At 69.2% G+C, this 24,510-nt stretch carries 18 protein-coding genes; 9 read left to right on the top strand and 9 right to left on the bottom strand.

The window, feature by feature from the left end:
- Positions 1 to 13: 13 nt before the first annotated feature.
- From ACU5AX_RS08930 to ACU5AX_RS08905, 6 genes are all read right to left on the bottom strand, one after another.
- Positions 14 to 1,267: a DUF885 family protein gene (locus ACU5AX_RS08930; protein ID WP_446690580.1), complete on the bottom strand. Its 1,254-nt coding sequence runs from the start codon at positions 1,265 to 1,267 to the stop codon at positions 14 to 16.
- Positions 1,268 to 1,344: 77 nt separating this feature from the next.
- Complete coding sequence (locus ACU5AX_RS08925) at positions 1,345 to 5,124, bottom strand: LamG-like jellyroll fold domain-containing protein (protein WP_446690579.1); 3,780 nt, start codon at positions 5,122 to 5,124, stop codon at positions 1,345 to 1,347.
- Between the two features lie 128 nt (positions 5,125 to 5,252).
- A complete protein-coding gene (locus ACU5AX_RS08920) occupies positions 5,253 to 6,533 on the bottom strand; it encodes an MFS transporter (RefSeq protein WP_446690578.1) in 1,281 nt (426 codons plus the stop codon).
- A gap of 28 nt (positions 6,534 to 6,561) precedes the next feature.
- Complete coding sequence (locus ACU5AX_RS08915) at positions 6,562 to 7,359, bottom strand: 2-keto-4-pentenoate hydratase (RefSeq protein ID WP_446690577.1); 798 nt, start codon at positions 7,357 to 7,359, stop codon at positions 6,562 to 6,564.
- An 80-nt stretch (positions 7,360 to 7,439) separates the two neighbouring features.
- Positions 7,440 to 8,879 (bottom strand): mannitol dehydrogenase family protein, encoded by a 1,440-nt coding sequence (locus tag ACU5AX_RS08910; protein WP_446690576.1) that lies wholly within the window; start codon positions 8,877 to 8,879, stop codon positions 7,440 to 7,442.
- A complete protein-coding gene (locus ACU5AX_RS08905) occupies positions 8,876 to 10,345 on the bottom strand; it encodes a UxaA family hydrolase (RefSeq protein WP_446690575.1) in 1,470 nt (489 codons plus the stop codon). Before ACU5AX_RS08905 ends, ACU5AX_RS08910 begins: the two co-directional genes overlap by 4 nt.
- 106 nt (positions 10,346 to 10,451) lie before the next feature.
- Between ACU5AX_RS08905 and ACU5AX_RS08900 the strand changes: the two genes are divergently transcribed.
- The 6 genes from ACU5AX_RS08900 (at position 10,452) to ACU5AX_RS08875 (ending at position 17,349) form a co-directional block, all read left to right on the top strand.
- Entirely contained in the window at positions 10,452 to 11,480 is a 1,029-nt protein-coding gene (locus tag ACU5AX_RS08900; RefSeq protein WP_446690574.1) for a LacI family DNA-binding transcriptional regulator, read from the top strand.
- 58 nt (positions 11,481 to 11,538) lie between these two features.
- The gene (gene uxaC, locus ACU5AX_RS08895) at positions 11,539 to 13,011 is read left to right on the top strand and encodes a glucuronate isomerase (protein WP_446690573.1); all 1,473 of its coding nucleotides are present in this window, start codon (positions 11,539 to 11,541) and stop codon (positions 13,009 to 13,011) included.
- 17 nt (positions 13,012 to 13,028) lie between these two features.
- Complete coding sequence (gene kduI / locus ACU5AX_RS08890; protein WP_198353549.1) at positions 13,029 to 13,871, top strand: 5-dehydro-4-deoxy-D-glucuronate isomerase; 843 nt, start codon at positions 13,029 to 13,031, stop codon at positions 13,869 to 13,871.
- Between the two features lie 122 nt (positions 13,872 to 13,993).
- Positions 13,994 to 14,749, top strand: a complete 756-nt coding sequence (gene kduD, locus ACU5AX_RS08885) for a 2-dehydro-3-deoxy-D-gluconate 5-dehydrogenase KduD (RefSeq protein ID WP_446690572.1) — start codon at positions 13,994 to 13,996, stop codon at positions 14,747 to 14,749.
- A gap of 43 nt (positions 14,750 to 14,792) precedes the next feature.
- Positions 14,793 to 15,800 (top strand): sugar kinase, encoded by a 1,008-nt coding sequence (locus ACU5AX_RS08880; protein WP_446690571.1) that lies wholly within the window; start codon positions 14,793 to 14,795, stop codon positions 15,798 to 15,800.
- Positions 15,787 to 17,349, top strand: a complete 1,563-nt coding sequence (locus ACU5AX_RS08875) for a carboxylesterase/lipase family protein (RefSeq protein WP_446690570.1) — start codon at positions 15,787 to 15,789, stop codon at positions 17,347 to 17,349. Before ACU5AX_RS08880 ends, ACU5AX_RS08875 begins: the two co-directional genes overlap by 14 nt.
- On the opposite strand, the gene rarD is transcribed toward ACU5AX_RS08875, so the two are convergent.
- The gene (gene rarD, locus ACU5AX_RS08870) at positions 17,334 to 18,227 is read right to left on the bottom strand and encodes an EamA family transporter RarD (RefSeq protein ID WP_446690569.1); all 894 of its coding nucleotides are present in this window, start codon (positions 18,225 to 18,227) and stop codon (positions 17,334 to 17,336) included. The genes ACU5AX_RS08875 and rarD overlap by 16 nt on opposite strands.
- 87 nt (positions 18,228 to 18,314) lie before the next feature.
- Entirely contained in the window at positions 18,315 to 19,304 is a 990-nt protein-coding gene (locus tag ACU5AX_RS08865; RefSeq protein WP_446690568.1) for a hypothetical protein, read from the bottom strand.
- A gap of 318 nt (positions 19,305 to 19,622) precedes the next feature.
- Here ACU5AX_RS08865 and ACU5AX_RS08860 point away from each other — a divergent pair, with 318 nt between their 5' ends.
- Genes ACU5AX_RS08860 through ACU5AX_RS08850 form a run of 3 tightly spaced genes read left to right on the top strand, consistent with a single transcriptional unit; the run spans position 19,623 to position 23,899 of the window.
- A complete protein-coding gene (locus tag ACU5AX_RS08860) occupies positions 19,623 to 22,631 on the top strand; it encodes a TonB-dependent receptor (RefSeq protein WP_446690567.1) in 3,009 nt (1,002 codons plus the stop codon).
- Between the two features lie 11 nt (positions 22,632 to 22,642).
- Positions 22,643 to 23,629, top strand: a complete 987-nt coding sequence (locus tag ACU5AX_RS08855; RefSeq protein WP_446690566.1) for an alpha/beta hydrolase — start codon at positions 22,643 to 22,645, stop codon at positions 23,627 to 23,629.
- Between the two features lie 42 nt (positions 23,630 to 23,671).
- Positions 23,672 to 23,899 carry a hypothetical protein gene (locus tag ACU5AX_RS08850; RefSeq protein WP_198353542.1) on the top strand — a complete coding sequence of 76 codons (228 nt, stop codon included), beginning with the start codon at positions 23,672 to 23,674 and terminating at the stop codon, positions 23,897 to 23,899.
- Positions 23,900 to 24,050: 151 nt separating this feature from the next.
- Here ACU5AX_RS08850 and ACU5AX_RS08845 read toward each other — a convergent pair whose 3' ends face one another.
- Positions 24,051 to 24,500: a winged helix DNA-binding protein gene (locus ACU5AX_RS08845; RefSeq protein ID WP_446690565.1), complete on the bottom strand. Its 450-nt coding sequence runs from the start codon at positions 24,498 to 24,500 to the stop codon at positions 24,051 to 24,053.
- Positions 24,501 to 24,510: the final 10 nt, after the last annotated feature.

Below are 24,510 nucleotides of genomic sequence, written 5' to 3'. Positions count from 1 at the left end.
CCACTCCGCCCGGTCAGCCTGCCAGTTGCTCCGTCCGCCGTCGTCCGTCGGCGAGCAGCCGCTGGTAATAGCCCCGCGCCCCTGCCACGCTGGAGCGCCGCGCACCGTCCGCGATGCCGAGCCACGCCAGCGCCTCCGCCGCGCGGCTCGCCGGTTCGCGCGGGATGCGCGCCAGCTCGACGTCGAACGGCGCGAAATAGGCGGGCTCGCCCTGCCAGCCGACCAGCCGCGCGCGCGTCTCGTCCGCGCTCCAGCCGTCGTGGTGGAAGCCGATGTCGGCGAGCGCCCGCCCGACGCGGAAGATCAGCCAGTGCAGATGCCCCAGTCGCGCATGCGGATCGGCATAGGGCGCCAGCGTTTCCGCCTGGATGCCCCAGCCTTCGACGAACGCCGCGGCATAGGTGAGGCGCAGTGGATGCGGCGGCGCCGCGCCCTCCAGCCCGAGCTGGATCATATGGCCCGGCAACAGTTCGTGCGCGACGACGCTCGGCAGCGTCCACGCCGGCCGCCGCCGCACGTCACGCAGATCGACGATATAGGCGCCCGGCGCCGTCGGCGTCGGCACGATGCGATAGCCGTTCTTGCCCGCGGCGATCTCGGCGGGCGACAGCGCCCGCACCGAACAGGCCGCGGCCCAGGCCGGCACCGCGCCGACCTGCACGGGGACGCGGCCGCGCGCGGCGTCGAGTTCGCGCGTCATCGCCGCCACCGCCGCGGCGCGGCCGGCATCGTCGTCGGCGAACAGGAAACGCTCGTCCTGCCACAGCGCGCGATAGCGGTCGGCGACGCTGCCCCGCGTCAGGCCGATCGCGCGGAAGCCGCGGTCGGCCCGGGCCTGCAACGCCGTCATCGCTTGCGCCAGCCGCGCCTGGGCGGCGCGTGGCTCGACCGTCCCGAGGCTGCGGCCGAGCAGCAGCCGGTACCAGTCTGCCCCCTGCGCCAGCCGCGCCATGCTGCCGGGCTCCGGGCGGTAGCCCTGCTTCGCGCCGCCGCCGAACCGGGCGAGATCGCGATCGATCGCCAGCCCGGCGCGCGCCGCCTCGACGTCGAGCCGCTCGCGGGTCGCCAGCTTGCGGGTGTCGATGGCGGCGAGGCGGACCAGCGCCTCCGATGGCGGAAGGGCGGCGGCCTCGTCGAGCGCCGCGCGGGTGTCGGTGGTGGAGGGCAGCAGCGGCAGGGCGAGCGCTCCGGCGAGGAACGAGCGGCGGTCAACTTCTGATCTCCCCTCCCGCTTGCGGGAGGGGATGGGGGAGGGCAGTGACCACAAGTCGTTACGTGCGAGAATTCCCTCCCCTAGCCCCTCCCGCAAGCGGGAGGGGGACGGGGGCGTCCCGCCAAGCTCTCTCACCGCCCCACCGCCACCGCATTGTTGAGCAGCGTCACCTCCGGCGCGTCGCCCGCCATCGCAACGCGTGCCGTCACGCCCGCTCTCGCGTCGGCCGGCAGCGTCATCCGCACCTGTACCGTCCTTGGCTTGAGGTCGAGAGGCGCTTCGATCGGCGGGATTGCCGCGCGGGCGAGCTCACGGCCGTCCGCCGCCATCAGCGTTGCGACGCCGGCGCCGGTCGCGACCGAGCCCAGGCTGTGCACGGTCAGCGTCACCTGTCGGCCCTTCACCACCACATCGTCCGCGCCGATGCCGAGATCGGGACGCGCCTCGACCGGCGTGCCGGCCCGGATCAGTTCCGCCTCGATCACCGTCGTGGTACCCGGCGCGAAGGTGACGTCGGTGCCGGCGCTGCGCTCCAGCGTGACCTCGCGCGTGTCTCCGCCGGTCAGCGTCTTGCCCTCATCTTTACTGGTCGCGACGCGCAGCCGCCAGGTGCCGGCGGCGACGTTCCACGTCGACATGCGCGCGCTCTGCGCCACGCCGCTGGTGTTGTAGGCGATGACGCGGAATTTCTCGCGCGTCGCGCCGGGCACCAGGATCGCGACCTGCTCCGCCGCGCCCGGCGTCGCAAACCGCCAGCTGACGGTGTTGCCCGGCCAGGTCATGTTGCGCCGGAGGGCGATGCCGCCCAGCCGCTCGCGCTGCAGGATGTCGTTGGGCTGGTCGACGCGGTCGGACCACCAATGGCCCTCCGTGTACATGTACTGGTGCTGCGCCTTGTCGGTCCACGCCGCTTCGTGCAGCGATGCCAGTCCCGCAAGATTGCCGCCCGCCGCCCAGCGCGCATAAGCCGCGAACGGATCGTCGCCCGCCGTCTTGGCCAGCTTCGCACGGAGCGCCGCCCCGCCCGGCATCGTGTCGAAGGCATTCTCGGCGAATTCGTTGAGCCCGCCCGGCGCCTTGCCGACCCGCGCCTGCACCGGGCGCAGATATCTGTCATCGCCGGTGAAGCGCCACGCCGCCCAGGCACCCTGCAACGGCGTCGTCACGCCGCCCCCGTCGCCGACCCGCGTCGCATCGGTGCGCCAGTTGATCTCGTTGGGGTAGCTCCAGCTGCCGTCGGCATTCTGCTCGCCATGCGCCATCCAGCCGTCGATCACGCCGGTGACGAGGCCACGCGCCGCCGGATTACCGTTGTACAGGCCGATCAGGATCGGCCCATGCAGAACGGTGAAGCTGTACGGCTTCTGCCATTCCCACGGCCCCTCGCGGTACATCTTGCGCCCGCCATACCAGTTGGACGCGAAATGCATGTGGCCGGCAGGGTTCTTGAGGATGACGCCCTGCAGCGCACGCACCGTGTCCATCAGCCGCTCGACCGCCTTGGGCTCGCCCCAGTTGAGATAGAGCCGCTCGGCGTCGCTGTTCAGCCCCTCCTCATAGGCGTGGAGCTCGTCGGTGGTGATGTAGCCGAGTCCGTTGACCCGCATGCCGTTCTTGTAGACCGCGTCGGACAATGCGCGCAGCGAGGCGTTCACCTTGTCCGGCTCGACCCCCATCAGCGCCAGACCCGGCCATTGCTGGGTCAGGTCGACGTCGTCCGAAATGCCGCCGCCGAAGTCGCCATAGGGCACCTGGCGATGGTCGATCCACCATAGCACGAAGTCGCGGGTGATCTTCAGATCGTCGAGCTGCCGCGTCGCCCATAGCGGCACGCCGGCGGGGGCAGGGGGCAGCGCCACCGGCGGCAGGTTTTCCGGCCGGTAGTTGATGTCCGCCCAATAGGCGCGCGCCTGTTCATGGTCGGGCGCGACGCGCAGCAGGTCGGTGATGTCGGCATAGACGCGGCGGTACAGGCCGGCACGCTGCGAGGCGGTATGCTCCTCGACCAGGAAGCCCCAATTGTCCTTCACCTGCGCGAACCGGTCGGCGACATGCTCCTTCAGCGCCTCGGCGCGCGGCTTGAACACCAGCCGGATCTTCGCGCCGTTCAAACTGTCGGCGTCGAAGCCGGCATCGGCGGAGGCGAGCGTCAGGAACAGGCTGTCGTTCGGCAGGATGCGGTCGCGCAGATCGAGCCAGAGCGTGCGCGCCTCGCCCGCGCGGACGGAGACGGACACGTCGATCATGTCGCGCCCCGGCCACAGCGGATCGTGGACGCGGATGTTGAGCGGGATCGTGCCCCCGGACCCGACGCCACCCTTCAGGGCGGGCAGGTCGATGGCGATCCCGTCCAGCCCGTCGTGCAGATTCTGCCAGCCATAGTCCCAGGCGCGCGCCAGCGGCTGGTCCGGGAAGGCATCGCCGAAGCTCGCCGGGATCAGCACATGGACGATCGGCCGGCCGGCGGCGCGGCGCACCGCATTGCCCGATGCACCGGCGGCGCCGGCACCGACCGCCACCTTCATTCCCGCCGACGGCATCGCCACCACGGTGCTGCGTTCCTCCGGCGCGAAACGGCCGGCGATATAGGCGTTGAGCGGCGCCAGCGCCGCCAGCCGAGGCGAGGCGGCGGCATCGACCGTGTAGCTCAGCGTGACGCTGCCCTTCGGCACCGCGCCGGCGCCGACGTCATAGGCCCAGAGCTCCTGGATCGGCTGTTCCTGCATCACGTTGGTGAAATGCAGCGTGCCGCCGGTACGGGGCTTCACCGCATCGACGCTGCGCACGACGCCCTTGGCGCGGGTGGCGAGGGTCTGATCCTTACCGCCGGCGTCCGTCCAGGACAGGTTGCCGTATGCGGCACCGCGGATCTCGACGCGGTTGAACGTCTCGCCGGCGGGCACCGTCAGGTCGTAGCGCTTGCCGCCCTCGACATAGACGTTCCAGTCGGGCAGCTCGAAATAATCGTCGCGCCCCGGCAGCTTCGATCGATTGTAGACGCCGGGCCAGGTCGTCTCGGCGATGCCGTCGACGCCCTTGTACATCCACTCCTTCAGATCCTTGGCGTCGGCGAATTCGACCTTGCGGATGCGCGTCACCGGGTCGGTCAGCAGCGGCGGCGATGTCTTGTCCCAGCCGAAACGGTGCAGCCATGCTGACCTATCCTGGCTGACAGGCTGCGGGGCGGGCTTGCCCTTGGCGGCCAGCGCGGCGACGTCGCCGGCGCCCAGCATCCGGTCATATACGCGAAGTTCGTCAAGATCGGACCCGCGCATGAAATTGTATCGGCTCTGCACCTGATGCGGCGACATCACCCGCCCGGCCAGGCCGAACTGGTCGAGGCCGGAATCGAGGTCGGCACGCTGGTCGAGCTTGGCGACCGGCTTGCCGTCGACGAACAGCTGCACCCCCTTCGCCTCGTCCCAGGCGAAGGCGATATGCCGCCACTGGTCGGGGCTGGGGATCTGGTCGATCCGCCACGACACACGGATGCGCGACAGATTGGTGTCGGTGACGAAGGCGTCGAAGCCGTGACCGTTCCAGTCGATGCGCAGGAACGCCATGTCCCAGCTGGTATGATCGGCGAAGCCGGCGCGGAAGATGACGAAGGGCGCCTCGCCGAGCGGCGCGCGCGGCCGCCAGAAGAAGGACACAGTGCCGCGCTGCGCGATCATGTTGCCCGGCGCGGACCAGGCGACATAGCCGTCGTCCGCCCAGCGCGCCGCGCCGCCGATCGCGCCGTCCGGCACGACGCCCACGTTGCTGCGGAAATTGGGCACCGCCGCCCCGCCCGCGACCTCGGCGGTCAGATCCTTGTCGGCGGACATGCGGAACAGCAGCCCATCGGTCTGCGCCGCGGCCGGCGTGGCGGCGGCAAGGGCGGTCGCCAATGCTAGGAGCGAGTAATGCATAGAGCCTCTCCGTGGCTCCACCCTCATCCTCCCGGCGCTTCTCGCCTCCCGACGCAGCCGGGCAGGAAGGGTGAGGGCGGTTCGTGCTTACGTGACCGGCGGCTTGCTGCCGCTCTGTCTTGGATAGATCAGGCCGCGTCGACCCGCGCCAGCCGCGGGCTGAGCAGGTGGATGACGATCACCGCGATCAGATAGGTCGATCCGGCGACGGCGAAGATCGGCGTGTAGCTGCCCGTCGTCTGCAGGATGTAGCCGGTGAACTTGGCCATCATCATGCCGCCGATCGCGCCGACCGTGCCGCCGATGCCGACCACCGATCCGACCGCGGCGCGCGGGAACATGTCCGACGGCAGCGTATAGAGGTTGGCCGAGAAGGCCTGGTGCGCCGCGGTGGCCAGGCCAACGACGGCGACCGCCAGCCACAGGCTGCTGATGTACTGCGCGGCGAAGATCGGCATCACTAGGAAGGCGCACACCAGCATGGTGATCTTGCGCGCCGCATTGGCGCTGAGCCCGCGCTTCATCAGCCGCGACGACGACCAGCCGCCCGCGACGCTGCCCAGGTCGGAGATCAGGTAGATGACGACCAGCGGCGGACCGAAGCTCTTGAGGTCGAGATTGTAGGTCTTGGCCAGGAAGTCGGGCGTCCAGAACAGAAACAGCCACCAGATCGGATCGATCAGGAACTTACCCAGCGCATAGGCCCAGGTCTCGCGATAGCGCAGGATGCGGCCCCAGCCGATCGGCTGGACGGGGTCGGCGGGATCGCTCTCGATATAGGCGAGCTCGCTCGCCGACACCTTGGCCGTCTCGCGCGGGCGGCGATAGACCGCGATCCACGCGACCAGCCACAGGCAGCTGGCGATGCCGGTGACGATGAACGCCATCCGCCAGCCGAAGGCGAGGGTGATCGCCGGCACGACCAAAGGCGTCACCACCGCGCCGACATTGGCGCCCGCGTTGAAGACGCCGGTGGCGAGCGCCCGCTCCTTGGCCGGAAACCATTCGGTCACCGCCTTGATGCCGGCCGGAAAGTTGCCGCTCTCACCGACGCCCAGGATGAAGCGCGCGATCGAGAACTGGAAGGCGGAGTTGACGAAGCCGCACAGCGTGTGGCCGAGCGTCCAGATCACGAAGGCAATCGAATAGCCGATGCGCGCGCCGACCAGATCGACGATCCGCCCGAAGCTCAGATAGCCGATCGCGTATGCGGCCTGGAACCAGAAGATGACGTCGGCATAGGTCGTTTCCGACCAGCCCAGTTCGGCGGAGATCGTCGGCTTGAGCACGCCGATCATCTGCCGGTCGACATAGTTGATCGCGGTCGCCGCAAACAACAGGCCGCAGATCACCCAGCGATAACGACCGACGCCGGCGGGCGGGGCTCCCTCGTGGACTGTGGTTGCCATCCTCTCGCTCTCCTGGTCTTGGGGCCTCTCAGCGGGCCTTGATCGTGCAGGCGACGGCGAACCGGCCGTCGAAGCTCGTGTCGACCCGGTCGCCGACCGCGACCGGATGGACGCCGGTGACCGCACCGGTCGAAATCCATTGCCCGGCGGTCAGTGCGATCCCACGAGCGGCCATATGCTCGAACAGGAAGCGGGCCGCGCCGAACGGACCGTCGAGCATCGTCGCGGTCGTCGCGTCGCCGATCTGCTCGCCGTTGACCGACAGCGTCACCCGCCAGTCGTTGAGGTCGCCCTCGCGCCAGCCCTCCGCCTCGGCACCGACGACCAGGCCGTTGTTGTTGCCGAAGTCGCTGATCGTCACCGTGGCGCCCAGCGCGTTGATGCCGGGGAAGGGGGAGGAGGCGATCTCGATGCCGACATGCACCGCGTCGATCAGCGCCCGCGCCTCGTCGATCGTATAGGCCGTCTTGGCGGGATCGGGCGCCGTGCCGATGCGCAGCAGGAATTCCGCCTCCGCCGCACCGAAGCCCTCGGCGAAGATCGGCATGGCGACGATGTCGCCGTTCTGCGCGTCGATCACCTGATCGGCGAAGATCGGGCCCGACAGGCGATCGATGCCGTCGATGGGGGGATTGATCCGGCCGACCTTCCAGCCCGCAACCGTGCCGCTTGCCAGGCTGAGCGCATGATCCTGCACGCGATAGGCGTCGGCCAGCGTCGCCGGCACGTCGCCCGGATAATCGGGCAGTGCAATGCCGTCGCGCCGCGCCGCGACGAAGGCGTCCGCGATGCTGCGGCTGTTGTCGGTGGTCACGTCGGGCTGCACTGGCCCCCCTCTCTCTGATCTATTCTCGTTGGCCGCGACGCTATGGGAAACCGGTGTCAATGGCAAGCGCCCGACCGGCGCTATCGCAACAGTTCGTCCCATCGGCCGGCGCCTGCCGCCTCCGCCGAGGCGGTGATCGCGCGCTGCAGCGCATCGTCGCCGGCGATCGTCGGCGGCAGGCCCAAACCGGCCTCGACGAGCCGTCGGACGACCGTGCGCGCGTCGCCATCCGCCGCCGCGGCGGCAAGGGCGGAGCCGTGCGGATCGGCGATGGACACGCCCTGCCGCGATCGCATCATCAGGAAAGCGACCCAGCCCCCGAGCGCGATCGCCACCCGGTGCGGCAATCGACCGGCGGCACGGTTCGCCGCCAGCGTGTCGCCGAGCCGGTAGGGCAGCTTCTGCGAGCCGTCGATCGCGATCTGGTCGAGCCGGTGGACGATCGCGGTATTGCGGAAGCGGGCCAGCACGGCGGCCCGATAGGCATCGAGGTCGAGGCCCGGCACCGCCGGCAATTGCGGGGTGATGTCCTCACGGATCATCGCGTCGACGAAGTGCGCCAGCGGCCCATCCTGCATCGCCTCGGCGACGCTGGCGTGGCCACGCAGCAGCCCGAGATACGCGAGCGTCGAATGCGCGCCGTTGAGGATGCGCAGCTTCGCCTTCTCATAGCCCGCGACGTCGGAGGTCAGGGTGGCGCCCGCGGCGGCGAGATCCGGGCCGAGCGGCACGCCGACATCCTCGATCACCCATTGCGCAAAGGCCTCGCGCTGGACGGCGGCGTGATCCTCGACCCCGATCGCCTCCGCGACTGCGGCATAGAGCGCATCGTCGGCGGCAGGGGTGATCGAATCGACCATGGTGGACGGCACGCGGACCTCGCCCGCGATCCAGTCCGCGAGAGCAGGATCGCGGCCGCCGGCGAAGGCGACCAGCGCGGCGTGCAGCTTGGCGCCGTTCGACGCGAGATTGTCGCACGGCATCGGCACGAACGGAGCGGCGCTGGCGGCACGCCGCGCGGCCAGGCCGGCGACGATCCAGCCGACGACGCTGCGCGGTACCGCGCCACCGTCCGCAAGATCGTGGACGATGTCCGGGTGATCACGATCGAGCGCGCCGTCCGCGCTCAGGCAATAGCCCTTCTCGGTCACGGTGGTGGTGACCAACGTGACGGCCGGATCGGCGAGCAGCGCCAGCGTCTCCGCCGCCGCGTCGGGCGCCAGGAAGCGCGTGTGCGCGCCGATGACGCGCATCGCCGGTTGCGTATCACGGATGGCGAGCGTGTAGAGGCCGTCCTGGTCCGCCAGCGCCGCGACCGTGCCGCGGCTGCGCATCGACACGGCGGCGATGCCCCAGCGCGGGTCCGCATCGAGCAGCGTGTCGATATAGGCGGCCTGATGCGCGCGGTGAAAGGCGCCGGGCCCGAAATGCACGATGCTGGTGCCGATCGGCGGCCGGCTGCGCGGCGCGGCGATCTCGCCGGGCAAGGTCGACAGGGTCGCGCGGGACAGGCGGGTCATAGCGTCACCCCGCGTTTCCAGATTGCGATCTCGCGTTCGTCGTTGCGCTCGGCCGCGGTTTCCTCTCCCGATGCGATCGCGCAGATGCGGTCGAGCAGCGCGATCTCCGCCGCCTCGAACCCCTCTTCGAGGACGAGGCCGGCATCGAAGTCGATCCACCCCGGCTTGCGCGCGGCGAGCGTCGAATTGGATGCGATCTTGATCGTGGGCACCGGAAAGCCGAGCGGCGTGCCGCGCCCGGTGGTGAACAGGATCACCGTCGCCCCCGCCGCGGCGAGCGCGGTCGACGACACCGCATCATTGCCCGGCGCTTCGAGCAGGGTGAGCCCGTCGGTGCGCGCCCGCCCGCCATAGGCAATGACGTCGGTGACGGTCGCCCGGCCGCCCTTCTGCACCGCACCCAGCGACTTTTCCTCCAGCGTGGTGATTCCGCCCGCGACATTGCCCGGCGACGGATTTTCGGAGATCGGCTCGCCGTGATCGATGAAATACTGGCGGAAGCCGCCGATTACGCTAACCATCGCCTCGAACACGTCACGGTCGGCGGCGCGATCCATCAGCATCTGCTCGGCGCCGAAGATTTCCGGTATCTCGGTCAGCACGACGCGCCCGCCGGCGCCTGCCACCGCGTCGCTGATCCGCCCGACCAGCGGATTGGCGGTCAGACCCGAGAGGCCGTCCGAGCCGCCGCATTTGACGCCCAGCACCAGCCGGTCGATCCCAACCCGCTGCCGCGGCGCCCGGGCGAGCGCGGCGAGTTCCTCGACCAACGCGACGCCTTCGCCGACCTCGTCGGCACTGAACTGCGCGGCGAGGGAGCGGACCATCGGATGACGCTCCGCCGGGATGGCGGCGAGCAGTTCGGCAACCTGATTCTCTTCGCAGCCGAGCCCGACGAGCAGCACGCCGCCGGCATTGGGATGGCAGGCGAGACCGGCGAGGATCGCGCGGACACCGTCCAGATCTTGACCGAGCTGCGAACAGCCGTGCGGATGCGTGAAGGCATGGACGCCGTCGACGACCCCCGCCAGTCTGGCCCCGGCCTCCCTCGCGATGCGCTCGGCGGTGCGGGCGACGCAGCCGACCGTCGGCAACACCCAGATCTCGTTGCGCGTCGCCACCCGTCCGTCGGCGCGCACATAGCCTTCGAATGTCGCGGTTGACGCCGTTGCGATTTGGGCTTGGGGCTGGGGATCGTAGCGATAGGCGCCGCTCCCCTCCAATGCGGTCGCCACATTGTCGCTATGGACATGCTCGCCGGGAACGATCGGGCGCGTGGCGCGACCGATCGGATAGCCGAATTTGAGGACGGGTTCGCCGGGCGCGACCGGCGCCAGCGCGACCTTATGGCCACGCGGCACGTCCGCTGCCAAGGTCACGCCCATCGCAACGTCGCCGACGCGGCCATCCTCCAGCAGCGTCGCGACGGTGTCGCGCGCGTCGATTTGCAGCGCTCTGGCCATCATCCTCTCACTGTCTTGGGCGTTCATCGGAAACCGGTGTCAGATAGTGGGTCAAAAATGGCGCCAGCACAAGACTGGTCCGCCTTTCGGAGTCACGCTAGCGTGGGTCATGCGAAAGAGCGGCCAGCCCACGATCAACGACGTCGCCCGCATCGCCGGCGTCTCCAAGAAGACGGTCAGCCGCGTCATCAACCGGTCGCCGTTGCTCGGCGAGGAGACGCGGCGGCGGGTCGAGGAGGTGATCGGCGGCCTGGGCTATATTCCCAATCCGCAGGCGCGGGCGCTGGCGCTGCGCCGCAACTTCCTGATCGGCCTGGTCCACGACAATCCCAATGCGCAGACGGTGATGAACGTCCAGCAGGGCATGCTGGAGGCGCTGCACGGCACCGAATTCGAAATGGTGGTGCGGCCGCTGGATCGCGGTTCGGCGACGATGCTCGAAGACCTGCGCCATTTCCTCGAACGACAGCGGTTGTTCGGCGTGCTGCTGATGCCGCCGGTCAGCGAGAATGACTCGGTGGCGCAATTGTGCACCGATATCGGCTGCCGCTACGTCCGCATGGGGTCGGCGGCCCTGGATACGTCGGGGCGCATGGTCGCCTCGAACGATCGCGAGGCGGTGCGCATCGCCACCGACTATCTGATCGCGCAGGGGCATCGTCGCATCGGCCTGGTCGCCGGTCCGCACGGCTTTCGTTCGGCGCGCGAACGGCGGCTCGGGTTCGAGGAGGCGCTGGCGCAGGCGGGGATCGCGCTGCCTCGGTCGATGGTCGCGGACGGCAATTACACGTTCGAATCGGGGCTGGTCGCGGCCGAGCGGTTGCTCGACGTGATCCCGCGGCCGACGGCGATCTTCTCCAGCAACGACGAGATGGCGGCCGGCGTCATCCATGCCGCCCGCCAGCGCGGCCTTGATATCCCGCGCGACCTGTCGATCATCGGCTTCGACGACACGCCGATCGCCGCGCATGTCTGGCCGCCGCTGACCACGGTGCGCTGGCCGATCGCGTCGATGGCGCGGTCCGCCGCGCTCAAGCTGATCGGCGGCGACGATGACGAGGCCGAACCGGTCGAGGAGCCGTCGCTGTTCCTGTCGACGCTGATCCGGCGCGGGTCGGTGGCGTCGCCACCGGCCTGACCGGGTTGCGCATGGCTCTGACACCGGTTACCAGATCGTCAAGAGGAGAGGAATCGTCATGACCCGGGCGCTCGCATTGCACCCCGACCGGCTGCTGCCGGCCGACCCGACGACGCGCGGCATCGCGCGGGCCTTGTACGCTGAGGTGGCCGACCTGCCGATCGTCAGCCCGCACGGACACACCGATCCGCGCTGGTTCGCGGACAATGCGGCATGGTCGGATGCGACGCAGTTGCTGCTTGCGCCCGATCATTACATCTTCCGCATGCTCTACAGCCAGGGCGTCGATCTGGATGCGCTCGCCATCCCGCATCGTGGCGGCACGCCGGCGACCGATCCGCGCGCGGCATGGCGGCTGTTCGCCGACCATTATCACCTGTTCCGCGGTACGCCGTCGCAGCTGTGGCTCGACCATGTCTTCGCCGAGGTGTTCGGGATGGACGTCGCATTGGAGAGCGCCACCGCCGACCGCTATTTCGACACGATCGGCGAAAAGCTCGCCAGCGACGCCTTCCGCCCGCGCGCGCTGTTCGACCGCTTCCGCATCGACTTCCTCGCCACCACCGAGGGCGCGCAGGACAGTCTCGACGCGCATCATCGCATCCAGGCATCGGGCTGGCAGGGGCGGGTGGTCACCACCTACCGCCCCGACGGCGTCATCGACATCGAGCATGAGGCGTTCGTGCCGGCGATGCGGCGCTTCGCCGAACTGACCGGTGAGGACGTCTACAGCTGGCGCGGCTATCTGGCGGCGCATGCCAAGCGCCGCGCCGACTTCCGCGCCGCCGGCGCGACCGCCACCGACCACGGCCACCTGACCGCGCAGACCGCGAATTTGTCGACCGCCGAGTGCGAGGTGCTGTTCGCGCGCATCGTCGGCGGCGACTGGACGCCCGCCGATGCCGAGCTGTTTCGCGCGCAGATGCTGACCGAGATGGCGCGGATGAGCGTCGCCGACGGCATGGTGATGCAGCTGCATCCCGGCGCCTATCGCAACCATAACGCCGCTCTGTTCGCCAGCCACGGCCGCGACAAGGGTGCCGACATTCCGACGCGCACCGACTACGTCCATGCGCTCAGGCCGATGCTCGACGTCGTCGGCAACGAGCGCGACCTGACGATCATCCTCTTCACGCTCGACGAAAGCGTCTATGCGCGCGAGCTGGCGCCGCTGGCCGGCCATTATCCGTGTCTGCGCTTGGGGCCGGCCTGGTGGTTCCACGATTCGCCGGAGGGGATGCGCCGCTTCCGCGAGATGACCACGGAGACGGCGGGCTTCTACAACACCGTCGGCTTCAACGACGACACCCGCGCCTTTCTGTCGATCCCGGCGCGCCACGACGTCGCCCGCCGGGTCGACTGCGGCTTCCTCGCCCGCCTCGTCGCCGAGCATCGGCTGCAGGACTGGGAGGCGGCGGAACTGGCGCAGGAACTGACCAGCGGATTGGTCCGCCGCGCCTATCGGGTCGATGCGCCGTCGTCTTCCCCTATGGGAAGTGATTTCAAAATGTGCGACAGCGTCGCCGCCTGAGCCTTTCGGAGACTTTCATGTTCGACCGCACCTATTACGCCACGCATCCCGACATGATGGAATGCGTCTCCAATGACGAGCTGCGCGACCGCTATCTGATCCAGAACCTGTTCCGCGAGGGCGAGTGCGTGCTCGTCTACACCCATGCCGAGCGGTTCGTGATCGGCGGTGTCGCGGTGGCGGGCGCTTCGGTCAAGCTGCCCGATCAGACCGAACCCAAGTCGGCCGCCGGCCACCCCTTCCTCGAGCGTCGCGAGCTGGCGATCGTCAACGTCGGCAAGGTCGAGGGCACCGTCACCGTCGACGGCGAGAGCTTCACGCTCGGCAACAAGGATTGCCTGTACGTCACGATGGGCGCCAAGGATGTGCAATTCTCCGGCGAGGGCGCGCGCTTCTATCTCGCCTCCTGCCCGGCGCATAAGGCGTTCCAGACGCGCCTGCTCGGCATCGCCGACGCCAATGCGCTCGAGCGCGGCAGCCTCGAGGAATCGAACGAGCGGACGATCTTCCAGCTCGTCATCCCCGGCGTCTGCGACAGCGCGCAGCTGGTGATGGGCCTGACCGTGCTGAAGCCGGGGAGCGTGTGGAACACGATGCCGCCGCACATCCACGAGCGCCGCAGCGAGATCTACTTCTACTTCGAGCTCGACAATCTCGATACCGACCGCGTCATGCACTTCATGGGCGAAGGCGAAGCGACCCGCCACATCGTCATGCAGAATGAGGAAGCGGTGATCAGCCCGCCCTGGTCGATCCACATGGGCGCGGGGACCAAATCCTATGCCTTCATCTGGGCGATGGCGGGCGAGAACCAAGACTATACCGACATGAACGTGCTGGACATCTGTCAGCTCGCGTAAAACTCCCCTTCCGCTTGCGGGAGGGGCTGGGGGAGGGCGGTTGCGCCATGCCCCCGGCCGGACTGTCGCGACCTGCCCTCCCCTAACCCCTCCCGCCAGCGGGAGGGGAATCTGGAGCTGATATGACCAACCCCTTCGATCTCACCGGCCGCGTCGCGGTCGTCACCGGCGCCAACACCGGGATCGGCCAGGCGATCGCGCTGGCGCTCGCGGCCGCAGGCGCGGATGTCGCCTGCGTCGGCCGTACGCCGGCGGAAGAAACGGTGGCCAAGGCCCGCCAGCTCGGCCGCCGCGCCGAGATCGTCTCCGCCGATCTGTCGACGATCGAGCCGGTTCAGGGCGTCGTCGACGAAACGGTCGAGAAGCTCGGTGGCCTCGACATCCTGGTCAACAATGCCGGCATCATCCGCCGCGCCGATGCGGTGGACTTCACCGAAGAGGACTGGGATGCGGTGGTCGACACCAACCTGAAGTCAGTGTTCTTCCTCAGCCAGGCCGCCGGGCGGCACATGATCGGCCAGGGCAAGGGGCGGATCATCAACATCGCCTCGATGCTGACCTTCCAGGGCGGCATCCGCGTGCCGAGCTATACTGCGTCGAAAAGCGGCATCGGCGGCCTGACCAAGCTGCTCGCCAACGAATGGGCGGCCAAGGGGATCAGCGTCAACGCGATCGCGCCGGGCTATATCGCGACCAACAACACCGCGGCCTTGCAGGCGGACGAGGCGCGCAACCGCTCGATCATGGAGCGGATTCCCGCCGGCCGCTGGGGCGATCCGGCCGATCTGGGTGGCGCCGCCGTGTTCCTGGCGAGCGATGCGGCGGCCTATGTCAACGGGCATATCCTGGCGGTCGACGGCGGCTGGCTGGCGCGCTGAGCCCAAGGCCGCGCGGAGCAGGGGCAAGGGGAGGTAGGACAGCATGGGCAAGTTGCTGGCATTCGGCGAGATCATGCTGCGCCTGTCACCGCCGGGGCGCGAATTGCTGCTACAGACGCCGCGCTTCGACGTTTGGGTCGCGGGCGCGGAGGCGAACGTCGTCACCGCCCTCGCCAAGCTTGGCCATGACGTCGGCATCGCGACGCGCGTGCCCGACAACGATTTGGGCCGTAGCGCGATCACGACGCTGCGCGGCCATGGCGTCGACACCGCCGCCATCCGGTTCGGCGGCGACCGGATGGGCCTGTATTTCGTCACCTCGGGCGCGGGAATGCGCGCCACCGAGGTGATCTACGATCGCGCCGGATCCTCCTTCGCGGAGGCGCCCGTCGACGCCTGGGACTGGGACACGCTGCTCGCCGGCGTCGACCGGCTCCACCTGTCGGGCATCACACCCGCGCTCGGCCCCGTTCCGGCCGAGAGTGCCATCGCCGCCGCCGAAGCCGCCAGCACGCGCGGCATTCCCGTCTCGTTCGACGGCAATTGGCGCGGCAAATTGTGGGAGCGGTGGGAGTCCGATCCGCGCGGCATCCTGACCCGCCTCGTCGCCCATGCCGATCTGATGTTCGGCAATCATCGCGATATTGCGCTGCTGCTCGGCCGCGACTTCTCCGGCGAGGGCGAGGATCGCCGGCGCGAGGCATGCGATGCCGCCTTTGCCGCCTTCCCCAAGTTGCAGACGATCGCCTCGACCGCGCGGCATGTCGAGCATGTCGACCTCAACCGCCTGTCCGCGCGGATCGACACGCGCGACGCGCATGCGCAGACCGAGGAGGTGGTGCTGGCCGGCATCGTCGACCGGATCGGCGGCGGCGACGCCTTCGCGGCCGGCGTGCTGCACGGCCTGCGCAGCGGCGGCGACATCGCCCAGGCGGCGGCGACCGGTTTGGCGCTGACCGCGCTCAAACATTCGCTGCCCGGTGACGCGGCGCTGTTCCGACAGGCCGATATCGACGCCTATCTCGCCGGAGGCCTCGATGTCCGGCGCTGAGGGCTGGACGCGCCGTGGCGCGCTTGGTGCCGGCGCCGCGCTGATCGCCGCAGGAGCGAAGGCGGCGATTGCGCCGGCGGCGCTGGTGCGTTGCCGCGCCGGAGCCTTCGCCGGCAGCGTGGTCGACGGCGTCGGCAGCTGGAAGGGCATCCGCTACGGTCGCGCCGCCCGCTTCCGTGCGCCGGTCGCCGAGCCGCCCGCGCGCACCGTGATCGCCGCCCGCGCCTTCGGCCCGGTCTGCCCGCAGAGGGGATCCTACGGACCGCAGGACGAGGACTGCCTGTTCCTCAATGTCTGGTCGGCCGAACCGCGGGCCGGCGCCAACAAGCCGGTGATGCTGTACATCCACGGCGGCGCCTATTCCAACGGCAGCGTCACCGATCCGCTCAACGACGGGCAGGCGCTGGCGGCACGCGGCGACGTGGTCGTGGTCACGGTCAACCACCGGCTGAATGCCTTCGGCTATCTGTATCTCGCCCGGCTCGACCCGCGCGTCCCGGACAGCGGCAATGCCGGGCAACTCGACCTGATCCTCGCGCTGCGCTGGGTGCGCGACAATATCGCGGCCTTTGGCGGCGATCCGTCGCGGGTCATGGTGTTCGGCCAGTCGGGGGGCGGCGCCAAGATTGCGACGATGATGGGCATGCCCGCCGCTCGCGGCCTGTTCCAGCGCGCCGCAACGATGAGCGGACAGCAGGTCACCGCCTCGGGGCCGCTCAACGCGACGGCGCGTGCGCGCGCCTATCTTGCGAAGCTGGGCGTCGCGACAAGCGACCTGTCGCCGCTGCTCACGCTGCCCACGGCGCGGCTGGTCGAGGCGCTCGACGCGACCGATCCGATCCTCGGCGGCGGGGTCTATTTCGGGCCGGTGCTCGACATGACGTGGCTGACCCGCCACCCGTTCTGGCCCGACGCCAACCCGCAGGGCTTGTCGATTCCGATGATGCTGGGCAACGTCCACGATGAGACGCGCGCCTTTATCGGCATCGACTCACCCCGGGTCCGCGGCCTGACCTGGGACAATGTCGCCGAGCGAATGGCGCCGGAGCTGCGCATCGACATCCTGCCCGAATGGGTCGTGCGCGAATATCGGACCCGCTACCCCGATTGGAGCCCGACCGACGTCTTCTATGCGGCGACCACCGCGGGGCGGAGCTGGCGCGGGCAGGTGATCGAGGCGGAGGAGCGGGCGAAGGCCGGTGCGCCCGGCTTCGTCTACCAGGTCGACTTCACCTCGCGGATCGAGCCGCGGCGCGGTGCCTTCCACACGATGGACATCCCGCTCGTCTTCGGCACCTTGGGCGCGAAGGGCTCGGAGACGGGCACTGGCCCCGACGCCCGCGCCGCGAGCACGGCGATGCAGGAGAGCTTCGTCGCCTTCGCCAAGACCGGTGATCCCAATCACGCCGGGCTGCCGCGCTGGCCGCACTATACGCTGCCGACCCGCGCGACGATGGTGTTCGACGTTCGCACGCATGTCGAGAATGACCCACGCGCCTGGCAACGCGAACTGTTCGCGCGAGTGCCCTATATTCAGCCCGGTACCTGAGCGCGGCGCGCGGCGGTGATGCTGCTCCAGGCATAGAGGGCGCAGCCGGTCCAGACTGCGGCGAAGGTCACGAGCTGCGCCGGCCGCACCGGCTCGCCATAGACGAGCAGCGCCTCGAGGAATTGCAGCGTCGGCGCGATATATTGCAGCAGACCCATGGTCGTGTAGCGCAGCCGCCGCGCCCCGGCGGCGAACATCAGCAGCGGCGCCGCCGTGACCGGGCCGGCGAGGACCAGCAGCCAGCTGAGCTGCGAGTCGTGGCCGAAGGCGCCATGCCCCCCTCCCGCCGCGACGAACAGCACGCCCGCGGCGAGCGGCGCGAGCAGCGCGGTTTCCACGGTCAGCCCACCCAGCGCATCGATCGCCACCACCTTCCGGATCAGGCCGTAGAAGCCGAAGCTCAGCGCCAGCGCGAGGCTGATCCATAGCGCCCCGCCGCCGCTGATCGCCAGCACCAGCACCCCGGCCGCGGCGATGCCGACCGCCAGCGCCTGTACCCGCCCGAGCCGTTCGCCGAGCACCAGCACGCCGAGCAGGACGTTGAGCAGCGGGTTGATGAAATAGCCGAGGCTGGCCTCGACCAGATGGGCATTGTCGACCGACCAGATGTAGACGAACCAATTGACCCCGATCAGCGCCGCGCTCCCGGCCAATGCGAAGAGCGTGCGGCCCCGTGCCGCGGCCAGCACCGCGCGCCAGCGTCCCGTCACGATCAGGATGGTGACGAGCAGCAGCAGCGACCACAGGATGCGGTGCGCCAGAACCTGCAGCGGCGGCACCGCCGCGAGCAGATGGAGGTAGAAGGGCAGCAGGCCCCAGGCGGTATAGGCGCCGATGCCGAACAGCAGTCCGGCGCGCGTCGAAGAACGGTCCCCCATGATGATGCCGGGATGGCGCTTCGGGGGCGGGGCCGCAACCCGAGGCTTGCTTTCGAACCGGCAACGGCAGGTTGCCGTCGCGTGCCGTCACCCGCGCGGGCGGGCGGCGTCGTCGGCGTCGGCGGCGACCTCATCGATCTTGCGGCGCAGGCAGGTGAGGGCGGTGTCGCGCGTCTCATTGCCCTCGCGGACGCAGGCGCGCAGCATCGCGCAGCCGATCCGGTCGACCCTTTTGTCGCCGCTGGAGACGTCGGCATGGCACCAGGCAAGGATGCGACCGCTCGACGCATAATGCAGCCGCATCAGCCGCAAACGCCGGGCGATCACGACGATGTCGTTCGGGTCGCCTTCGACCTTCGGCACCGGCAGTGGCGGGAGGTTGGACTGTTCGGACGGCGCCTCGGCGGCTTCGCGGACGATCTCGGCTTCGGCGCGGGACTTGGGCGACAGCTGCTGGCCCGGTGCCGCTGCTGATTGCGGCGGGGCGGGCAGGGCGACGGTCCGGGCGCCTTCAGGGGAGAGGGCGCAGTCGCCGATGCGTATGGCCTCAACCCCATGGTCCTGCGCCAGGGCGATGCCGCGCTGGGCGATCTCGCTCTTGCGGTCGTAGCGGATCGACACGGCATTATCCCCAAGGTCAGCGCGGACGCGCAGCACGCTGGTCTGTACCTTCGGGGTCAGGCCACCGGCCGAGCGCATGCAGCTCTGCCGGCCGCGCAGCCTCGCGCCCGTCAGGGCGAAGCGCAGCGGGCCACAGATCTCGGCCGACGCGCCGCTGGCGTTCGCTACGGGAAGGCGATCGATGAGCTGCATCAGCACGGCCGTCCTGTCCCCGGCCGCGATGCAGCGCGCCCATGCCCGCGCGCTCCCGCCGCGGCGGGTCGTGTCGAGCACCCGGGTGCTGCTGAACCGCCACAAGCCGCCGTCGATCCGGATGCGCTGGCCGTTGACGATGATGTCGTCGTCGCGCGGTGCGGTCGTGACCGGATCGGATTGCGGCATGGCGGGGATCGCAGCGACCGGCATGGCGAGGCCAAGCGCGAGCACCATTGTCAGCCGCCGCATCCGTGTCGTCATCGCGGCCCTCTCCCCGTCAAACTTCACTAACCTGACGCAAGTGGGGACGCTGCGCCAGTGGGTTCGGCTCGACCCTGGAGCGATACGGTGTTGACAGGAGGCGGCGGCCACGACATCCTGCTGACACCGGTTACCCTAAAGCAGTGGGAGCCGGTCACGGACCGGTCAAAACCGGCCATGCCGATGGGGAGGATTGCTGGACAGGGGCTCTGCCGGGCCCATTCTCCCCTCAAACCGCAAACCGCCGGGGTCCGCACAGCGGAACCGGTGTCAGGAACGGAAAACAGCGGCCCGCCGGGTCGATGGGGAGTGGATGCGATGACCAAGATTTCGAGCCGCCGCCTGGCGCGCCTCGCCGGCGTATCGTCCGGCGCGCTGACGCTGGCGATGCTGCTGCCCGCCGCCGCCTTCGCGCAGGCGGCGCAGATCCCGCAGACGGCGACGCCGGGCCAGCCGCCGCACGTCGATCCGGCCCCGGCGCAGACCGCGGTGGTGCCCGGTGACGCGCCGCAGGATACGGGCGCCGACGTGCGCAACCCCGACGGCACCCCCGCCGACGCGTCGCAGACCGCCGCCGACGGCGGCCCGGACATCGTCGTCACCGGCTTCCGCCGCTCGCTCGACGCCGCGCTCAACGTCAAGCGCGAGGCGGTCGGATCGGTCGATGCGATCGTCGCCGAAGACATCGCCAAATTCCCTGACCAGAACCTCGCCGAATCGCTGCAGCGCATTCCCGGCATCTCGATCCAGCGCGACGCCGGCGAAGGCCGCGCGATCACCGTCCGCGGTCTCGGCGCGCAGTTCACGCGGGTCCGCGTCAACGGCCTGGAAACGGTCGCGACCTCGACCGACGGCGCCTCGTCGAACCGCGATCGCGCCTTCGACTTCAACGTCTTCGCGTCCGAGCTGTTCAACTCGATCGTCGTTCACAAGACCGCCGAGGCGAGCCTGGACGAAGGGTCGCTGGGCGCGGTGGTCGATCTCAACACCGGCAATCCGCTGGGCGGCAAGACCGGCTTCACCGGCGTGCTGTCCGGACAGGCGAGCTACAACGACCTGTCGAAGAACTGGGGGCCGCGCCTCGCCGGGCTGCTGTCGTATAAGAACGATGCGGGCACGTTCGGCGTGTCGGTGTCGGCGGCCTATCAGAAGACCAACAATTTCGAGCTCGGCAACAACACGACGCGCTGGGCGCAGGGCGTGTTCGATTCGGTCAACGGCACGCCGTGCTTCAGCGCGCCCAATCGCGGCGGCACCTATACGGCGGCGGTGGGCAGCGCCTGCGACCAGGTCGCGCTCGCCTTCCATCCGCGCATCCCGCGCTACGGTTCGGTGCGGCACGACCGCGAGCGGCTGGGCCTGACCGGCAGCATCCAGTTCGCCCCCACCGATTCCACCAAGATCTCGATCGATGGCCTCTATTCGCGCTTCAAGGAGACGCGTGAAGAGAAGTGGGGCGAGGTGCTGCTGCGCTCCAACGAGCGGCAGATGGACATCAGCAACTACACCATCGACGCCAACAACAATCTGGTCGCGGCGACGATCAACGACGCCTATGTCCGCACCGAACATTATCTGCGCCAGTCGCAGACCGAATTCTACCAGATCGGCGGCAGCTGGGATCAGGACGTGACGGACAAGTTCCGGTTCACGCTGCTCGGCGGCTATTCCAAGTCCGACGCGACGATCCCGGTCGAGACGACCTTCGTGTTCGACGACCGCGACGCGCAGAACTTCCGCTACGACTATACCAACATGAAGCAGCCGCTGATCAGCTTCGGCACCAGCGTCACCGATCCGGCCAACTTCCAGCTCGCCGAAATCCGCGACCGGCCGTCGGAGACGGTCAACGACTTCCGCACCGCGCAGCTGCGCACCGAATGGGACGTCACCGACGGCTTCCAGATCAAGTCGGGCGCGCTGTGGCGGCGGTTCTCGTTCAACACCAAGGCGTTCGCGCGCGACGCCGTGGTCTGCCCGAACGCTGGCGGCCGTGACGTCGTGCTCGGCACGATCACCTGCACGCCCAACACCAACATCGGCCCGACCGGCGTCTACGGCTTTCCGGCGACCAATCTGGGCGAGCTGTTCACCCTGCCCGACGCCGGCCAGCCGAACGGCACCACGACGCAGTTCCTGATCCCCAACATCGGCGCGGCCGCGCAATATACTGGCCTGTACAGCCGCACGCCGACCGTCACCGTCGGCGATACGCGCAGCGTGTCGGAAGAGGTCAGCGGCGGCTATGCCGAGTTCGACGTCAAGGGCGACATCCTGGGCCTGCGCTATGCCGCCAATGCCGGCATGCGCTATGTCCACACGCTGCAGAAGTCGACCGGCCTGACCTCGACCACCGCCAATGGCGTCACCACCAACACGCCGGTGACGATCGAGCGGACCTATGACGACTGGCTGCCGGCGATGAACGTCGCCTTCTTCCCGGCCAAGGACGTCATCATCCGCGGCGCGATCGCCAAGGTGATCACCCGGCCGAGCCTGGGCAGCCTGACCCCGGGCGGGTCGGTCGACGGGTTCAACTATCGCGTCAACTTCGGCAATCCGCAGCTCGACCCGTTCCGCGCCACCGCCTTCGACCTGTCGGGCGAATGGTATTTCGCGCCGCAGTCGATCTTCTCGGTCGCGCTGTTCAAGAAGAACATCCAGAGCTTCCCGGTGTCGGCGACGCGCAGCGGCACCTTCGCCTCGACCGGCCTGCCGCTCGGTGTCATCCCGGCGAGCTCGCCGGCGGCGCTCAATCCGGAAGGGCAGCTGTGGCAGATCACCTCGCCGGTCAACGGTACGGGTGCGTCGCTGAAGGGCATCGAGATCGCACTGCAGTCGACCTTCCGCTTCCTGCCGGGCTTCCTGCGCAACTTCGGCTTCCTTGCCAATGCGACCTTCGTCGATTCGAGCGCGACCTATACGCAGGGCGGGCCGGCGACGGGCATCACCCGGCCGAGCGGGGCGTTGGGTGCTTTGCCCAACACGACGCGGACCGAGACTCTCTACGGCCTGTCGAAGCGCGCCTATAACGGCACGCTCTATTATGAGGACAAGCGCTTCTCGGCGCGCGGCTCGGTCAGCTATCGCAGCCCCTATATCGACGGCGCATCGGCGACGGGCAACCTGTTCGAAGGCTATAACGAGACGGTCAACGTCGACGCCTCGTTCCGCTACAAGATCACGCAGAACTTCGAACTGTCGCTGGAAGGCACCAACCTCACCGACAATTATCGCAGCCGGTACACCGACCTGTATGCGAACCGCAATTACGAGTATAACCACTTCGGCCGCACGTTCCTGATGGGTGCGCGCTTCAAGATGTAAGGAACACGAGGATGCTCGACCGCCGCCAGGCCCTGATCGCGACACTGGCCGCAGGCCTGGCGGGGCGGGCGGTCGCGCAGACCCCGGCGCCGCGCGCACCGGCCGGGCCGGTGGCGGGCGATCCGTCCGAGACGATCGACCTCTGGCCCGGCACGGCTCCCGGCCTGCCGGCCAATCCGCCGACCGAGGTGACGACGGAGCGGAGCAAGGATCCCGCCTTCCACGACCGGATGGTGATGGGCGTCACCCGGCCGCGCCTCGCCGTGTTCCGACCGGCGACGGCGAACGGATCGGCGCTGCTGGTGATGCCCGGCGGCGGCTATGCGCGCATGGCGATCGACAAGGAAGGCTATGAGATCGGCCGGCTGCTGGCGGCGCGCGGCTGGACGGTCTTCGTCCTTTTCTACCGCCTGCCGGGCGAGGGATGGGCAAACCGTCAGGACGTGCCGCTGGCCGATGCGCAGCGCGCGATGCGGCTGATCCGCGCGCGGGCGGATCGTTATGGCATTCGGTCAGACCGGGTCGGCGCGATGGGCTTTTCGGCGGGCGGGCATCTGTGCGGCGATCTCGCGACTCGCTTCGCTGCACAGGTCTATGCGCCGGTCGATGCCGCCGACCGCGGCAGTGCGCGGCCGGACATCGCCGCGCCCATCTATGCCGTCCAGTCGATGACGCTGCCGCTGGCGCATGCCGGTTCGCGCGAGCTGTTGCTCGGCAAGGACGCGAGCCCGGCGCTGGAGGCGGCGCACAGCACCGCCAACAACGTCTCGGCGCAAACGCCGCCGACGTTCCTGGTCCATGCCGAGGACGACCAGACCGTGCCGGTGGAGAATAGCGTGCGGATGCGCGCGGCGCTGAAGGCGGCGGGGGTGCCCGTCGAGACGCATCTGTTCGAGCAGGGCGGTCATGGCTTCGGCCTACGCGGCGCGGCGGGGAAGCCCGCGGCGATCTGGCCCGAATTGTTCGTCGCCTGGGCGCGGAGCCATGGTCTGGGATAGGCGCGGGGTGACTTTCGCCGCCGCCGCCCTATCTGGCGCGGGATGACCAGCGGCGATCTCCACGACCTGTTCCTCTCGACCCTCGTCAAGGAGGCGGGCGGTACGCGCCGTCACTGGCGACTCGTCGTCGGCGACGTGAAGGTCTATCCGCTCGACACCCATCCGCATTGCAACTGGAGCGTGACGCCGTCCGGATCGGCGGCCGCGACGGGTGAGGTGGAGCGCGTCGCCGACACCCTGCGCGCACGGCATCCGGTGGTGACCGGCTGAACATTGCGACGATCGACGGTGGCCTCATCCTCCTGCCACCGAAGTACAGGAGGGCAGGGCCGGCCCGGCATCGCCGGCGCGCGAGGCGGGCACCCGTCAGGGTGATGCGCAGCGGTGGATGGCGGCTGCGTCGGGGACGCGCCGCCGGCGTTCAGCCGCGCATCGCCGCGACGGTCGGATGCGCCTCGATGATTTCGTTGAGCCAGTCGCGCAGCGTGTCGCGACCCGTCCCGGTCAGCGCCAGCATCGTCACCCGCCGGTCGGCGGCGTCGTCGCTGCCCTCGACCAGGCCGCGGTCCTGCAGCAGCTTGATCCAGCGCAGCGCCGTGGTCCGCGGCACGCCGGCCGCGGCGCAGCAGGCATTGGTCGTCACCGTCGCGCCATGGATGCCGCTGGCGAACAGGAACAGCATGATGTCCATGCCGGGATTGGCGAACAGCGCCGGATCGAAGCGCGTCGCCAATTTGCGCCGCGAGGCGAGGATACCCCCGGCGAGTTCGACGAGACGGTTGTCCTCGTCGTTCAGATCGGCACCGTTCACCCCGTCGATGTTACCGGTGTCTCGCCCCTTCGCGGCGGCAAGATAGCTGCTTTCGCTCACGCCCATTGTT

This window comes from Sphingomonas benefaciens (genome assembly GCF_052907485.1).
The sequence above is the reverse complement of the archived record's forward strand: the minus strand, read 5'-3'. Positions and strand labels throughout refer to the sequence as shown.